Below are 15,959 nucleotides of genomic sequence, written 5' to 3'. Positions count from 1 at the left end.
TTTATCATGCAATATTAAGCATAAATAAATGATTCTATTTTTGGTATTTGCAATAGAATGTCTCACAATAAAAAGGTAATTTTTATTATGAGGACTGTAACAATCAATTTTGCTAATTCACAAAAAAAAGCCTTGATTAACTTTTCAGATTAAATGGTGGAATCCCTGAAGGAAAGAAAAATCTTGTACCTTTTTCGTTTCCTGCGCTTCTAAATAAAAGCATTTTAGCATCTTTGGTTAACACAAAGCAAATTGTATGTTCAAGCGACTAACCATAATATTTTTTTTGGGGGTTTATTCATTTTTTTGTCCGGCTCAGCAAGTCCGGCCTTCCAAATCTTCTGAAATTTACCGGGAACTCAAAACATTAAAACATTTACCAAAGGTTTTGTACTTAGCTGCACACCCAGACGACGAAAATACCGGCTTGTTGTCTTGGCTTATTAATGATCAAAATGTTGAGACCGGTTATTTATCATTAACCAGAGGTGATGGCGGTCAGAATTTATTAGGCACTGAACAGGGCGCTGCATTAGGTTTAATTAGAACGCATGAACTTTTGGAAGCGAGAAAGCTCGATGGAGCACGGCAGTTTTTTACCAGGGCAATAGATTTTGGTTTTTCGAAGAATACAAAAGATACATTTAAACAATGGGATGCGGATAGTATAACGGCTGATGTGGTGTGGGTGATTCGCAGGTTCCGCCCTGATGTTATTATTTGCCGCTTTCCGCCCACGGCTGCCGCAGGGCACGGGCAACATGCAGCCTCGGCTGTTGTCGCCGAAAAGGCTTTTAAGCTTGCCGGTGATAAACGGGCTTTTCCAAATCAATTGAAATATGTTGATGTATGGCAGCCCAAACGTGTATTATGGAACACATTTCGATTTGGAGGGGTAAACACCACTTCGGAAAATCAACTTAAAGTTATTGTTGGGCAGTATGATGCGCAACTTGGAATGGGGTATGGCGAGTTAGCAGGCTTAAGCAGGAGCCTGCACAAAAGTCAGGGCGCTGGTACGCAATCTGTCGCGGGCATTAGAACCGAATATTTTACACAGGTACTTGGCGAACCGGCAAAAACATCGCTCTTTGATGGTTTGGTTAAAACCTGGACGGCGAAAGGCAACAGCAATATCGACAAAATGCTGGACGAGGTTATTTCCGGTTTCAATTTCAACAAGCCGGCATTGAGTTTACCTGCATTGCTCGTTTTAAGAAAAAACCTGAGTGCGCTAAAAGATGAAAATTTAAAAAAAGATAAGATCCGTGCGCTCGACAATATTATTTTGAGTTGTTCGGGGTTTATGGGTGAAGCTGTGACCAACCAGGCCGAAGCGGTTGCAGGAGATACATACAATTTCAAATTAAACTTAATTTCCAGAGCTGAAAACTCGGTTACTGTGGAGCGTGTTAGCTGGTTAAATCAATCCGAAACCCTAAACAAAAAACTTTCAGGCGATTCACTCATTACCATAGAACATAGCATTCAAATTCCAGCCGATGCCTCCCTAACAGAACCCTATTGGCTGGCAAAAACGGCCAAAGATGCAGCAACTTTCTCTGTTGCAAATGATACTTTAATTGGTTTACCCGAAGCAGAATCTGCACTTAATGTTTTGCTAACACTAAAAATTGGCACCGAAAGATTTCAGGTCAAACTGCCTCTGTCTTTCAAAAAACTAGATCCGGTACGTGGCGATGTAGTTGAAGCCTTAAGAATTGTTCCTGCCCTTGAAGTTAAATTTACGCAACCAATTTATCTGGTAAAGGAAAACGACGATTTACAATTGAGTTTAAATTTTAAGCTGAATTCAAACCAGCAATTCAAAAATGGCAAGGTAAACCTGTTATTTAATGGGGAACGTATTGGGGGAGGAGAGCTTGTCTCAATAGGCGCTAAAGACATGACCATAAATTACGTTATAACAAAAGAAACACTTAACAAGATTAATAGTGGCCGGGTGCAACTGGATGCAAACTATGTGGCAGATGATAAAACCTATAATAAAAAGCAGGTATTAATTCAGTATCCTCATTTACCGTCGCTACAATATTTTGCACCGGCAACGGCAATTATAATGAAAGGTGATATACAGGCAAAGGTTAAAAAAGTTGGTTACGTTGAGGGTGCGGGCGATTTTATTCCTGAATTTTTGCGCATTGCCGGCATCCAGGTTGATGTTTTAAAAGATGAAGATTTTTATGGCAATGTAGATGAAGCTGGCGGTGGTGCGGGGAAATTATCGCAATATGACGCTATTGTACTCGGGGTTCGTGCAAACAATACCGAAAAGAAACTTGGTCGGTGGATGCCTTTTTTATGGTCGTATGTTAAAGCAGGAGGTAACCTGGTGATGCAGTACAATACCAACCAGGACGTTACAGTTAATAAATTGGGTATGTATGATTTTAGCATCGCAAATAAACGCGTTACCGAAGAAAATGCGGTCGTTACCTTTTTAAACCCAAATCATAAGTTGCTCAATTTTCCTAATAAAATTACTGCAGAAGATTTTAAAGGTTGGGTGCAGGAGCGTGGCGCTTACTTTCCAGATAAATGGGATGCAGCATACGAGCCGCTGTTTGAGATGCACGACACCGACGAAGAACCCTTGCAAGGCTCAACACTATATGCCAGGTTTGGCAAAGGCAATTTTATTTATACACCGTTAGCGTTTTTCAGGCAGCTGCCGGCAGGAAACGTTGGCGCCGCACGTTTATTTTTTAACTTCTTATCGGCACAAAAAAACTGATGAATAAGCAACTAAAAAACTGGAATACCTGGTATGTATTATTGGCTTTAGCGTTAGTGTTTCAACTGCTGTTTTATTATTTATTTACTAAATTCTGGGCATGAGTAATATCGATTGGATAGTACTTATTTTCACTTTAGTTGCTGTAGTTGTATACGGGATATTTGTTGGCCGTGGCCAGAAAAGCAATGCTTCATATTTAATGGCCGACAGCAAAATGCCCTGGTATATTGTATTATTGGGCATTATGGCCACTCAGGCCAGCGCAATCACTTTTCTTTCGGCACCTGGGCAGGCTTATACCGATGGCATGCGTTTCGTGCAATATTATTTCGGCTTGCCGCTGGCGATGATTGTTATCTGCATTACATTTATTCCGATATTTCAACGCTTAAATGTTTATACCGCATACGAGTATTTAGAAAACCGTTTCGACAAAAAAACACGGGTCCTTACCTCACTGCTGTTTCTTTTTTCAAGGGGATTATCAACAGGAATAAGCATTTATGCACCCAGTATCATTTTATCTAGCGTTTTAAACTGGAACATTTATCTAACAAATGTATTAACGGGCGGCATCCTGCTGATTTACACTTATGTTGGCGGCGCAAAAGCGATTGCGCACACCCAGAAATTACAGTTTTTAATTATCCTTGGCACAATGGCTTTTGCAGGTTATCTGCTCGTTCAAAACATGCCAAATGGTATTGGCTTTAAAGATGCACTTTACCTGGCGGGGAAATCCGGGAAATTAAATGTTATTACAACAAATTTCGATTGGAAAGATAAATACAACATCTGGAGCGGTTTGATTGGTGGTTTCTTTCTAGCACTTTCTTATTTTGGTACAGATCAAAGTCAGGTAGGGCGGTACATTACCGCAAAAGATAATACTAATGCAAAAATGGGCCTGTTGTTAAATGGTTTGGTAAAAATCCCCATGCAATTTGCAATCTTGCTCATCGGGGCCTTACTTTTTGCTTTCTTCTCTTTAAAGCCCGCACCTATTTATTTCAACGAACGTTCCTATCAGCATTTAAAAGATACAAAGCCCGAACAAGCAGCAGTTTTTGAAAGAGAGCACCAGGCTTTGCAACAGAAATTTAATTCGGAATCAAAAGAGATTCTGGCTCAAAAAGAAAGTAAATCGCTAAATATAAATACAACGATAAAGCGTTTCAAAGAAACTCAGGAACAAGTTAAAGATTTGCACGTGCGGGTGGAAGAAGCCATCAACAAATCGAACTACAACGCCGAGAAAACGGATACAAATTACATTTTCCTTTACTTTGTGAAAACGAATCTCCCTGTTGGCATGATCGGTTTGCTTTTCGCTGTGATTTTCCTTGCAAGCTGGGGTTCAATTTCTGCAGCACTAAACTCCCTCGCCGCCTGTTCACTTAAAGATGTTCATCTGATATTCGCTAAAAACCTTCCTGATGATGAAACTGAATTGAAATACAGTAGGTTACATACCCTAGGCTGGGGAATTTTCTCTATGGCTGTAGCCATGTTTGCAACCCAGATGGGTTCACTTATCGAAGCGGTAAATGTGCTCGGCTCTTTATTTTATGGTCCCATTCTGGGCATTTTTCTGGTCGCTTTTTATTATAAAAGCATAAACGGCCAGGTTGTATTTATTGCTGCAATTTTAGCCGAAATCGCTGTTATAGCGGTGTATAAGTTCGATATCGTTTCATTTCTTTGGCTCAATGTTATCGGGGCGGCTGCGGTAATTCTATTTTCGGCCATTGGCCTATTGTTTTATAAACCTAAAGCAGTAAATTCGTAAACGAAAACGACAAAAAATAAATAATACTATGAAAACAATCATCAAATCTGCAACCATTCTTTTTACTGCAATAACAATATCGGTAAGTGCATTGGCACAGGAAGCAAAAAAGCCTGCTAGTCCGGCTGCTACAGCCACCGGTAAAATTAAAGACGCCACAATTACGATTGCCTACAGCAGCCCTTCTGTTAAAGGACGCAAAATTTGGGGCGGTTTAGAGGCTTACGATAAAGTTTGGCGTGCCGGTGCAAACGAAGCGACGACATTCGAAACAGACAAAGATATCATGGTGCAGGGAAAATCTTTGCCAGCAGGAAAATATAGCTTTTTCTTAATCCCTAAAGAAAGCGGAACCTGGACTGCAATTTTTAACAAAGAGCCAAAACAATGGGGTGCTTTCAAGTATGAAGAAGCTAAAGATGCTTTAAGGGTTGATGTTAAAACAAAAGCATTAAAAGCCAGACAGGAAACCCTGGTTTATAAGGTAACTAAAAATGGTTTCACTATGGATTGGGATAAAATCTCGGTTCCGGTTGCAATAAAATAATTTTAAATTAAGTACTGGATTTTGAAAGCTGCGATTTTTATCGCGGCTTTTTTTATGTGGCAAAATTCCTGTAAAGAAGCTAAAACATAACGTTAATTTAACGATTAAATACATATTTTAGGCACTTCAAATTATCAAGACATCAAATCATTTCTCAGTGAAAAATTTTTTATTCTTTAGTGCGCTTTTCATTTGCTTAAACGTTTTAGCTCAAAAAAAGCCCGCCATTTTTTCTGTAAATAATGCAAAACCGGTTGATTTGGTTAACGTTTTTCTAGGGTCATCGGCAGATCATGGACAAATGTCTCCTGCGGCATCCTATCCGTTTAGTATGCTAAGTATAGGGCCGCAAACTTATCCAAAAACGCATACAGGATACGAATTTTTAGCCAAAAAGTTTTTAGGCTTTACACATAATCGTTTTGAAGGCGTTGGATGCCAGGGTTCGGGTGGAAACATTTTAATAAAACCATTTTTAGGTAATAACCCGGCAAATTGCGAATTATTAAAAACATCCGAAAAGGCAAGTCCCGGCTTCTATGAGGTTGGTTTTGCCAATAAAATTAAAGCCAGTTTAGCTGTTTTAGGAAAAGCCGGTAAACACGCATATCAATTTCCAAAAGGAGAAAAAGGGTTTTACCTGGATTTAAGTTACGCTTTTAACAACGCTTTTGTTGATGAAGAGCATCAAATAAACGGCCATGCGGTGAGTGGCTGGGTTGTTTCAAAAACGACCTGTGGTGTTGGAAAATACAAGTTATTTTACCATTTAGAATTGAAGAAGAACTTGACCTGGAGAGATGAGGGCAACCACAAGCTGATCGTTAAGTTAAACGATGCTGATACCGGGGAAGACATTGATGTCGCATTTTCTTCAGTAAGCGTTGAGGCGGCAAAGGCAAACATTAATAAAGCTTCTTTCCAACAGTTGAAGGCGCAAAGTAGCCTGGATTGGAACATGGAATTGAGTAAAATTGCTGTAGCAGGGGATATGGATAATGCAAAATTGTTTTATTCATTGCTGTATCGAACCATGCAATCTCCATATGTTATTTCTGAAACAGATGGACAGTACCGAAATACCCGTGGAGAATTAAGGAAAGATGAAGAAGTTCGCTATAACGGCTGGGCAATATGGGATAATTATAGAACACAGTTGCCGTTGCTTTCTTTAATTGTGCCCGAGCGTTATCAGGGTATAACAAATTCTATTGCTGATTTGTACAACTCTGGCAAAAAGGATTATGCTACACAAACCGAACCATCCAATACCGTTAGAACCGAACATGGGATAGTCGTTTTGCTGGATGCCTACCGTAAAGGTTATAAGGTCGATTTTAATAAAATTATAGATTCTTTAACTAAAGAGGTGAATAATTTGGATTACAAATCGCCGGATAAGGCACTCGAATCAAGTTACGACAATTGGGCGCTGTCTGAAATTTTCAAAATTTTGAAGAATGAAGAGCAAGCAGTGTTCTATAAAAATAAGGCATTAGAATATAAAACTTACTGGAATAAGGATTTCAAAGACATGAGCAGGCCAGATGTAGACCGGATGCAGGCCCGTGGCTTATATCAAGGCACAATCTGGCAGTATAGGTGGTTTATCCCCTATGATTTTAAAGGTTTAATTGCCCTGCATGGGGACGAGGAAGCTTACCTTGGAAAACTCGACGAATTTTTTGAAAAAGATTTATACAACCATGCAAATGAACCGGATTTGCAGGTTCCATTAATGTATAATATCACCAGACAAGGCTATAAATCTCAATATTGGATGCATCAGTTAGTAGCCGATACTGTGATTCAAAATTATTTTAATGACAATAGTAGGGGGATAGGAAGCTATATCGGTAAGATTTACCGAAACCAGCCACATGCATATTTGCGCACAATGGATGACGACGCGGGCGCAATGAGTGCCTGGTACGTATTCGCAGCGAGTGGATTTTCGCCTGCATGCGTGGGTTGGCCGGTTTACTATTTAAATGTTCCTTTGTTTCCTTCGATAACACTTCAATTACCAAAAAGTAGAGTATTTAAAATCGAAACTGAAAATTTCGATCTCAAAAATAAATATATAAAGTCTGTTACCCTAAACGGAAAACCTTTTAATAAAAATTACATCACCCAAAAAGATATTTTATCGGGAGGTGTTCTAAAAATTACAGCTTCTGCAGTTCCGGTAAAACTTTCGGATACTGACAACTGGTTGTCATCAATCGAACCGTAAATTGTTGATTTTTGGTCATAACAAATTTTCTTTTATATCGGGTAAAAACTTTTTTAATCAGACCATGTTGTGTTAATATAAAAATAATACATCATGGCTCCTTTAAAAACCGACGAAATCCAAAATGATACGCTCACACACAGAAATCTTTTTTTAAATAAAGAAGGTGAACAAATGGAATTACATCCCGAAGCTTATAAAGTAAAGGGTCCGTCTCCAGATAAAATGCAATCCGTTTCTTCTTCTTTGAGAAAATATGCGAACGGACTTTACGGCTTATTATAAACCGAACCGTTTCACGAAATTAACCCTTGCTTAACAGGCAGGGGTTTTTTTACGCCTTATTTTTCACAACTTATGAAGGATTAATCGTGCATTATAAAACAGATTAGTCAGTTTCTGTAGATTTGCTTGCTCCGTTAAATGCACTATGTGACTAAGCAATTACCAGAGGAGGAAAGTGACATCTGGAGCGTATATTTCCCATGCAGCCAATACAGAGCTAATTTCAAATGCTTCCAGCACAAAAAAATTGTAGCTGCTTTGTATCATAAATCATAAGTTTGAATAGATGAAATTAAGCGCCGGATTACTATTATTTAGAAAGCTGAACAATGACATTGAGTTCTTTTTGGTGCATCCCGGCGGGCCATTTTTTGCGAAGAAACATGAAGGTTGGTGGACAATACCCAAGGGTGAACTGATGGATGGTGAAGCGCCCTTGGCGGCGGCAGTCCGTGAATTTGCGGAAGAGACTGGAACCGTTCCTAAAGGAAGCTTTATTGAACTCAAACCTGTGGTTCAGAAAGGAGGCAAAAAAGTATTATGCTGGGCCGTGGAATTTGATATCGATGCTGAAAGGATTCTAAGCAATTTATTCGAAATTCAATGGCCGCCAAAATCGGGTCAAATTAAATCTTTTCCTGAGGTAGATAAGGCAGGTTGGTTTAAGTATGATGAAGCAGTAAATTTAATTAACGAAAGGCAAATTTCTTTTCTAAACGAATTACGGGTTAAGATTTTTCATTAATCAAGGTTTTCAATTCATGGTCGATCGGAACATTTCCAAATGCCATTTGTCCGTGCACGATGCATTGGGTTCAGCAGCACTTTAAAATGTTCCAAAGACTTGTGTCAAGTTTTGATAGTTCAACTTCAAATAAATTCTTGTTTAGCAATAATCCCTCAGATTTCAGTCTTATTATTTGATATTTGTTGTATGGAGCAAAAAAAAATAGGATGGATTGGCCTTGGTAATATGGGTATTCCAATGGCAGAAAAACTGATTAATGCAAATTATCCGGTTTCAGTCTACAACAGAAACAGGGCCAAGGCTGAAGCGCTTATAAAAATGGGGGCATCGGATTGTTCCTCCACCAGTGCGCTGTTGGATAGTTCAGACGTTGTTTTTATCATGGTATCGGATGATGAGGCGATAAAACAGATCTTTGAGTCCGAAAACGGCCTGCTTGCATCGGGTTCGTCAGGTAGAACGATTGTAAATATGAGTACGGTATCGCCGGAAATCAGCATTGAAATGGCTGGACGATGCACGGCGAAGGGAAATTTCTATCTGGATGCGCCAGTATCAGGGAGCGTGAAGCAAGCAGAAACAGGCACACTTGTGATAATGGTTGGCGGTGATAAGCAGATTTTTGAAACTACTAAGCCAGTGCTGGATTGTTTAGGGAAATTGACTTTGCATGTGGGCGAAACAGGCGCTGGGAATAATGCAAAGCTTGCTATAAACGCGCTGCTTGCCGTATATGCGCAAGGTTTAGCGGAAACTCTCCTTTTCGCTAACGAGAAAGGTGTAAGAACTCAAGATTTATTAGAATTAATTAATAATGCGGCTATTGGAAATCTGTTTACAAAGATTAAAGGTGAAGCGATTTTGCAGAATAATTTCAAAGCAGCCTTTGCGTTGAAACATATTGTCAAAGATTTAAACCTGGCTCAGAACCAGGGCCTTAATTCGCCACTTGCAAAGGCTGCCATCGCCACATTTAAGGCAGCTGAAAAAACGAGTGCAGAAGACGATATCATCGCCATCATTAATTCGTTGAAATAAATTGAAACCGTAAACTTTATATTCATTAACTTGTTGTCATACAATCAATAATTTAAAGTTATGAACATTACACTCGAACAGGCAGAAGCTGTAATTGCTGCGGCAAAAACTAAAGCAACAGAAATCAATACAAAAATGAACATCGCTGTAGTCGATGCTGGCAGCAACCTGATCGCTTTTGCGCATATGGATGGAGGCTGGATAGGCTCAGTAGATATTTCCATGAAAAAGGCAAAGACGGCTGCATGGTTTCAAATGGATACCAAAGCACTTACGCCTTTGGTGCAACCCGGCCAGCCTTTATTTAACATCGAACACTCAAATGGCGGGTTAATTACTTTTCCAGGTGGTGTTATTTTGAAAAATGCATCAGGCGATATTATAGGTGCGATTGGCGTATCTGGAAGTACCGTAGATGATGACCATGCTGTTGCGCAGGCTGGTGCTGAAGCGGTTAAATAATTAAATACTTTATTCCTTATCACTAAGAGTCCGAACGATGTTCGGGCTTTTTTTTGAAAAAAAATTTTTTTGAAAAAAAACTAGATAATACTTGCTTCGTACGAAAACTATCGTACCTTTGGTTTATGAAAGTTAGTAAAACTGAAAAGAATCTACCAGAGCCAACCAAAGCAGAGCTTGAGATACTACAGGTTTTGTGGGAGTTTGGGCCTTCGACAGTTCGGTTCGTAAATGATAAGCTTAATGCGCAGAGAGATGTCAACTACACCTCAACCTTAAAACAGATGCAAATTTTAACCGAAAAGGGCATCTTGAAAAGAGACGAGTCGCAAATGAAACACATCTACATTCCGGTTGAAGACGAATCTAAAACGAAAGATCAGCTGCTGGATAAATTTGTAAACACACTTTATAAGGGTTCAGCATCATCACTTGTGATGCAGTTATTGGGTAACAATAAAACCTCGAAAGATGATATCGAAAAAATCAAAAAACTGCTGAACAACTTTGATAAATAATTACTAATTCTAAAAAGAACCACAATATGGAATTAAATTTAACAGAATTTTTGCCTTCAAACTGGCTTCATGCTTTAGCCACAACTCTTTTCCACTCGTTATGGATAGGTGTAATTTTAGCTTTAGTGGTTGCTATTGTTTTGTTTTCGACAAGAAAAACATCAGCAGTGATAAGATATAATTTATTAACGGCAAGTCTTTGCGTGTTTGTAGTCGCAGTAGGTATGGTGTTTTTCAGTGCATTAAAAATTGAGGTTTTAGAAACAAAAGCAATCTCAACAGCGAAAAACATGTTGCCGATTACTGAAAAATCAAGCCCTAATATTCAGACAGATATAATAACAGGAATAAATACCGTTGCAGGATTATGGAATAGCTATACGGCACAAATCGTGTTAAGCTGGTTTTTGGTAATATGTATAAAAAGTGTTCAGTTTTTCGCAGGCCTAACCGCCATACATCAGTTGAAAAGAACCAAAACTTATTCTGCCGGGAAAAAATGGGATAGTATATTAGCGACGCTGTCAATGAACCTGGGAATTGGCAAAAGCGTGCGCATCTTACAATCGGGGATTGCAACCGTTCCTATGGTTGTAGGTCATTTCAAGCCGTTAATTTTAATTCCTTTAGGTCTGCTGAACAGTCTTTCGGCCGATGAAGTCGAAGCCATTCTCTGTCATGAGCTTGCACACATTAAACGAAGAGATTACCTGGTGAATCTACTCCAAAGCTTTATCGAAATTGTATTTTTCTTTAATCCGGCTGTGTTGTGGGTATCAAAATTAATTAAAGAAGAACGCGAGAATTGCTGCGACGACCTTGCAATTTCAAAAATGGATAATAAGCGGAATTATGTAAAGGCTTTAATAACCTGCCAGGAATTCCAATTAAAAGCACCTGCATTTGCGTTAGCAGTTACGGGTGAAAAGAATCACCTTTTTAACCGGATCAGCCGAATGCTGTTCGACACTAAAACCACCCTAAATAAAATGGAAAAGACGATATTAACTCTAGCACTCGTATCTGTAGTAATCTGTTCTGCAGCATTTAAAAATGTTGCTTCCTCTGGCGAGGTAAATCCTGCCAATGAACTTCGTGATACGATAAAAAGAAAAAACACAAGAACTGAAATTGCGAGGAAACAGACGATAGAAAACAAAAAGCAAGCAATTGAGGATTCGAAACAGGCGATTAGAGATGCAAAAGTTGCCATTGAGGACGGAAAGATAGCTGCTGAAGATGCTAAGCATGCCGCTGAGGATGCGAAAGTGGCCGAAGCAGATGCAAAGGTGGCAAAACTTGACGCTTTGCAGGCGCAGATAGACGCTAAAATAGCCGCTGAAGATGCGAAAATGCAGCGGAATGAGAATCTCAATAGAAATAATTCATCACGAAGAGGACACATAAACCCGCCTTCTGCACCAGTAAGTCCGGTGGTGCCGCCATCTCCTCCGGTACATCAAAGCACACCGCCCCTGCCACCCTTAAACAGAAATAATGGGCAAAATGCGCCAGGAACATCAACAAAAACTGGTACCCAAACAACAATTGAATCGGCTACCAGTACAAATTCTGACGTGTATGAATATAAAGCGATAATAAGTGAGATGCTTCAAGATGGAATTATAAAAAATTCAGAAAGACTTTCTTACAAACTGGATAAAAATAATTTGATTATAAATGGGGTTAAGCAACCTAATAACTATCATCAAAAGTATAAAAAGAAATACCTTCAAAGTGATAACGCTGCGTTGCTTTACAGGTTTGAAACAAATTCTACTACAGCAACTGCGCCTTAACTTAAAGCACCACTTTAAATTATGAAACTTAAATTGATGGCTTTTTTAGCCGTTTGGCTTTGTTTTGCCCAAATTTTTGTGCGAGCCCAAACCACAACCATAAAAATTTCGGGGACTGTGGTGGATGAAAATGCAAACGCCATACCTGCAGCAACGGTAGCATTATACAGTGCTAAAGATTCTGTATTACTAAAAAAGTTGCTCAGTGAAACGGACGGAAGCTTTGATTTTGCAGGTCTAAGTTATGGGGATTACCAGATCAAAATTTCAGTAATGGGTTACAGGCTATATGAAAGCGCAACTCTACGCTTAAATAGTGAAAACGATGCCCTTAATCTCGGTGCGATTACCTTATCTGCTGGGGCCAACAACCTGAACACGGTTAACATTAGCGGCAAAAAGGCCTTTGTTGAGCAAAAATTAGATAAAATGGTGGTTAATGTAGATGCTTTAATTTCAAATGCCGGAACCACAGCTTTGGACGTGCTCGCGAAATCGCCGGGGGTAAATGTTGATCAGAATGGTTTGATTAGCTTGAAAGGGAAAAGTGGCGTTAGCATATTTATAGATGATAAGCCAACTTATCTTTCCGGACCGGACTTGGAGAATTACCTACGCAGTTTGCCATCATCTTCGCTGGAGCAAATTGAGTTGATGACCAACCCGCCTGCCAAATATGATGCCGCCGGGAATGCGGGTGTGATTAACATCAAAACGAAGAAGACTAAAGCTGCCGGCTTTAACGGAAGCATAAATTTGAGTATAAATCAGGGAGAGCTAACCCGCTCCAACAACAGTTTGAACTTTAACTACCGAAAAAATAAGGTTAATGTTTTCGGTAATTTCAGTAATAACCTAAATAATAGTTTTACAGATTTGGATTTAAACCGGACTTATAAAAATCCCGACAATACCCCAAAATACTTCTTTAACCAGAATTCATTTTTTAGAAGGCATGGTAATACGTTTAATGCAAAAGCTGGTGTCGACTTTTACCAATCTGAACAGAGTACCTGGGGAATCGTTTTCACAGGTATGAGCCGCGTTTCTACTCAGGTTAATAACAATACAAGCAATTTGCTTAATGCCGTAAAACAGCCCGATTCTATCATTAAAGCGGAAAATATTGACGTTATAAATTACAGAAACGCCGCAATTAACCTCAATTACAGGCATAAGTTTGGAAAAGATGATGGCGACATCACTTTTGATCTGGATTATCTGAGTTATCGGAATCAAACCGATCAGCAGTATTATAATTACAGTTACTTTCCAAATATGCAGTTGAAGTCTCAGGATTTATTGACTGGTGATTTGCCTTCTGATATCGACATTTTTACTGCGAAAACAGATTACGCAAAACCTATCAATAAATTATGGAAAATGGAAGCTGGTTTAAAAACGAGTTATACGAAAACCGATAACGCAGCCAATTACCTGTATACTGCCAATGGCAATACGGTTGTTGATTACGGCAAAACCAATCAATTTGTTTATAAAGAACATATAAATGCTGCTTATTTAAACCTGAGCATGGAGGGAAAGCGCTTTTCCCTTCAGGCTGGTGTGAGGTTTGAAAATACAATTTCCGACGGGCACCAACTTGGAAATCTGGTTAAGGCCGATTCGTCTTTTAAAAGGACCTACAACAGCCTTTTCCCTACGGCATATCTAAGCTACAAAATTGATACTGCAGGCAATAATCAGGTTGGCTTAAATTACGGCAGGAGAATAGACAGGCCGTACTACCAGGACTTAAATCCGTTTTATTCTCCATTGGATAAGTTTACCTATTATGTAGGCAATCCTTTTTTGAGGCCGGCATTTACGCAAAGTATTGAGCTTAGTCATACCTTTAAAAACAAAATTACAACAACACTTGGTTACAGTTGGGTTCGGGATGATGTTAGTGAAACCATTGAAATTGTAAATGGCACTTACTACAGCAGGCCGGCGAATATTGGTAGGGGAACAGTAAAAAATATTTCTGTAAATGCTGATTTAGACCTTTCAAAATGGTTGAGCGCCCATATTTACACGGAGGTTGCAAACATCATTTCTAAAACAGATTTTTACACCGGCTACTTGTTTACTAATGGAACATATTTCAGAACCAATTCCAACTTACAGTTTAAATTGTCGCCTTCGTGGAGCGCAGAAGCAAACTTGCGGTACCAAACGAAGTTTTCAAATGTTCAGTTTCTAATCGGTCGGGTGCATGAGTTTGGTGCAGCAGTTCAAAAAAAGTTGTCGGCAAAGAGCACGCTTAAGTTATCAGCTTCTGATATTTTTAAGAACCGGGTTTTTGTTGGAATAATTAACAATCTTGCGGCAACCGATGCAAACTGGACAAACAGGGCTGATACCCGAACGGTTATTTTGAGTTACGCTTATCGATTTGGAAAAGTATTCTCGTCGCCCGCGAAGCATGAAACCTCAGGAGCCGACGACGAAAAGAGCCGTGTGAAAAATTAAGTTTTGCATGGTGAGAAGTTTTAACTGATTACTAAATCTATTTCGCATCCCATTTTTAAACGCTTAGTTAAACGGAATGCCAACAATTCTTAAAGTAATAAACAACCACGTTCTTATCGGATTTGATACTGGCGGATTCGACCAATGGTGTGCCTATTTAACCAAAATTGGTTGAAGAGGTTACCTCGGGCATGGTTGCGGCGGAAAATAAGCCAAATGCGATTTTGAAGAAAAGAATTAAGAGGTTAGATATGCATCACGTATTAATGGAAGATGAAACACCTGAATATGCGGCAAATCGCTAAAGGAAAAAAATGGCAGGATTTGGATCTCGTTATGAGGAAATTTGACATCTGAACCCTCAATAGTTCATGATCAAAATCTCATTAATTTCTCCTCTTTTAGCCGCAGTTGCATTAATCATGCGCCGGGCCTTAATCCTGCAAATTGTATTTGAAGGTTTATCATAAAGTTCATCAAAAAATACAGCTGCCGGGTCGATGTTCTTAGGGTCGGAATTACTAAGTAGCCACCGGTGATTTTTCTCTGTTAGCAGTTCAGTAAATTTTGCGAGGCGCTCCTGTTCCTTATCACCGAAATCGTGTTTTGCATATGCATTAAAAGATGCAGTTTTGCTAATCGGCTTGTAAGGCGGGTCGAAATAAAAAAAGCTGTTTTCTGATGCATGCTTCAATGTTTCTGTGTAATCACAGTTCAAAATGGTAACATTTTGCAGCAACTCGCTAATCGCCAGAATGTTCTTCGGGTCGGAAATTCTTGGCTTAACGTATTTCCCAAATGGAACGTTGAAGAAATTTTTGCTATTTACCCGATATAATCCGTTGAAACAAGTTCGGTTTAAGAAAATAAAATAGCCTGCATTTTCAACTTTGTTATCGCTTTTTAAGTTGAATTTGCTGCGTATATCCATGAAAAAACTGCGCTTTTGCGTTTCCGCTGTTAAGTCGTTGTAATTGCGCTCTAGTTCCTTTAAGAATAGGATTAGTTCTTCTGGTACCGATTTTATGATTTGGTATACAGAAATCAGTTCCGCATTTATATCATTTATTACGGCTTTTTTTATGTTAAATTTTTGTATAAACCAAAAGAACACGGCCCCGCTACCGATAAATGGTTCAACATAAGTTAAATCTGACCTATTAGTAAGCTCAACAGGCAAATAGGCCTCAATTGCGGGAATTAACTGTGTTTTACCACCGGCCCATTTCAAAAATGGCTTCGCTAAATTATTTTTTATGTTCTGGTTTTGCAAGATAAACAGACTACGTTTTGTATCGCAAGTT

13 protein-coding genes are annotated in these 15,959 nt (G+C 39.1%); 12 read left to right on the top strand and 1 reads right to left on the bottom strand.

Annotated elements, in window-relative coordinates; translation table 11 throughout:
• Positions 1-388 precede the first annotated feature (388 nt).
• From AC0IWT_RS10455 to AC0IWT_RS10400, 12 genes are all read left to right on the top strand, one after another.
• Entirely contained in the window at positions 389-2,755 is a 2,367-nt protein-coding gene (locus tag AC0IWT_RS10455) for a PIG-L family deacetylase (RefSeq protein WP_471797153.1), read from the top strand.
• A 100-nt stretch (positions 2,756-2,855) separates the two neighbouring features.
• Complete coding sequence (locus tag AC0IWT_RS10450; RefSeq protein WP_471797152.1) at positions 2,856-4,547, top strand: sodium:solute symporter family protein; 1,692 nt, start codon at positions 2,856-2,858, stop codon at positions 4,545-4,547.
• Between the two features lie 28 nt (positions 4,548-4,575).
• Positions 4,576-5,094, top strand: coding sequence for a DUF2911 domain-containing protein (locus tag AC0IWT_RS10445; RefSeq protein WP_056871687.1), 519 nt, complete (start codon positions 4,576-4,578; stop codon positions 5,092-5,094).
• A 157-nt stretch (positions 5,095-5,251) separates the two neighbouring features.
• On the top strand, positions 5,252-7,330 hold the full coding sequence (locus tag AC0IWT_RS10440) for a GH92 family glycosyl hydrolase (protein ID WP_471797151.1): 2,079 nt from the start codon (positions 5,252-5,254) through the stop codon (positions 7,328-7,330).
• A gap of 93 nt (positions 7,331-7,423) precedes the next feature.
• Positions 7,424-7,615 (top strand): hypothetical protein, encoded by a 192-nt coding sequence (locus tag AC0IWT_RS10435; RefSeq protein ID WP_056871686.1) that lies wholly within the window; start codon positions 7,424-7,426, stop codon positions 7,613-7,615.
• Positions 7,616-7,901: 286 nt separating this feature from the next.
• Positions 7,902-8,360 carry an NUDIX hydrolase gene (locus tag AC0IWT_RS10430; protein WP_471797150.1) on the top strand — a complete coding sequence of 153 codons (459 nt, stop codon included), beginning with the start codon at positions 7,902-7,904 and terminating at the stop codon, positions 8,358-8,360.
• Positions 8,361-8,549: 189 nt separating this feature from the next.
• Complete coding sequence (locus tag AC0IWT_RS10425) at positions 8,550-9,401, top strand: NAD(P)-dependent oxidoreductase (RefSeq protein ID WP_471797214.1); 852 nt, start codon at positions 8,550-8,552, stop codon at positions 9,399-9,401.
• A 60-nt stretch (positions 9,402-9,461) separates the two neighbouring features.
• A complete protein-coding gene (locus tag AC0IWT_RS10420; protein WP_056871683.1) occupies positions 9,462-9,863 on the top strand; it encodes a GlcG/HbpS family heme-binding protein in 402 nt (133 codons plus the stop codon).
• Positions 9,864-9,988: 125 nt separating this feature from the next.
• Positions 9,989-10,381, top strand: a complete 393-nt coding sequence (locus AC0IWT_RS10415) for a BlaI/MecI/CopY family transcriptional regulator (RefSeq protein WP_471797149.1) — start codon at positions 9,989-9,991, stop codon at positions 10,379-10,381.
• Positions 10,382-10,407: 26 nt separating this feature from the next.
• Positions 10,408-12,180 (top strand): M56 family metallopeptidase, encoded by a 1,773-nt coding sequence (locus AC0IWT_RS10410; protein WP_471797148.1) that lies wholly within the window; start codon positions 10,408-10,410, stop codon positions 12,178-12,180.
• Positions 12,181-12,201: 21 nt separating this feature from the next.
• Positions 12,202-14,655 (top strand): outer membrane beta-barrel protein, encoded by a 2,454-nt coding sequence (locus AC0IWT_RS10405; protein WP_471797147.1) that lies wholly within the window; start codon positions 12,202-12,204, stop codon positions 14,653-14,655.
• A 167-nt stretch (positions 14,656-14,822) separates the two neighbouring features.
• Complete coding sequence (locus AC0IWT_RS10400; RefSeq protein WP_471797146.1) at positions 14,823-14,960, top strand: DUF7004 family protein; 138 nt, start codon at positions 14,823-14,825, stop codon at positions 14,958-14,960.
• A 56-nt stretch (positions 14,961-15,016) separates the two neighbouring features.
• Here AC0IWT_RS10400 and AC0IWT_RS10395 read toward each other — a convergent pair whose 3' ends face one another.
• The gene (locus tag AC0IWT_RS10395; protein WP_471797145.1) at positions 15,017-15,928 is read right to left on the bottom strand and encodes a DNA adenine methylase; all 912 of its coding nucleotides are present in this window, start codon (positions 15,926-15,928) and stop codon (positions 15,017-15,019) included.
• Positions 15,929-15,959 lie beyond the last annotated feature (31 nt).

The organism is Pedobacter sp. AC464 (assembly GCF_979253075.1).
Note: the sequence above shows the minus strand (reverse complement) of the source record. Positions and strands in the feature narration are given on the sequence as shown.

Bases quoted from the DNA above. Each gene is read 5' to 3' on its own strand.
- AC0IWT_RS10450 (WP_471797152.1), top strand. From the start codon at position 2,856: ATGAGTAATATCGATTGGATAGTACTTATTTTCACTTTAGTTGCTGTA.
- AC0IWT_RS10445 (WP_056871687.1), top strand. From the start codon at position 4,576: ATGAAAACAATCATCAAATCTGCAACCATTCTTTTTACTGCAATAACA.
- AC0IWT_RS10435 (WP_056871686.1), top strand. From the start codon at position 7,424: ATGGCTCCTTTAAAAACCGACGAAATCCAAAATGATACGCTCACACAC.
- AC0IWT_RS10430 (WP_471797150.1), top strand. From the start codon at position 7,902: ATGAAATTAAGCGCCGGATTACTATTATTTAGAAAGCTGAACAATGAC.
- AC0IWT_RS10425 (WP_471797214.1), top strand. From the start codon at position 8,550: ATGGAGCAAAAAAAAATAGGATGGATTGGCCTTGGTAATATGGGTATT.
- AC0IWT_RS10420 (WP_056871683.1), top strand. From the start codon at position 9,462: ATGAACATTACACTCGAACAGGCAGAAGCTGTAATTGCTGCGGCAAAA.
- AC0IWT_RS10415 (WP_471797149.1), top strand. From the start codon at position 9,989: ATGAAAGTTAGTAAAACTGAAAAGAATCTACCAGAGCCAACCAAAGCA.
- AC0IWT_RS10410 (WP_471797148.1), top strand. From the start codon at position 10,408: ATGGAATTAAATTTAACAGAATTTTTGCCTTCAAACTGGCTTCATGCT.
- AC0IWT_RS10405 (WP_471797147.1), top strand. From the start codon at position 12,202: ATGAAACTTAAATTGATGGCTTTTTTAGCCGTTTGGCTTTGTTTTGCC.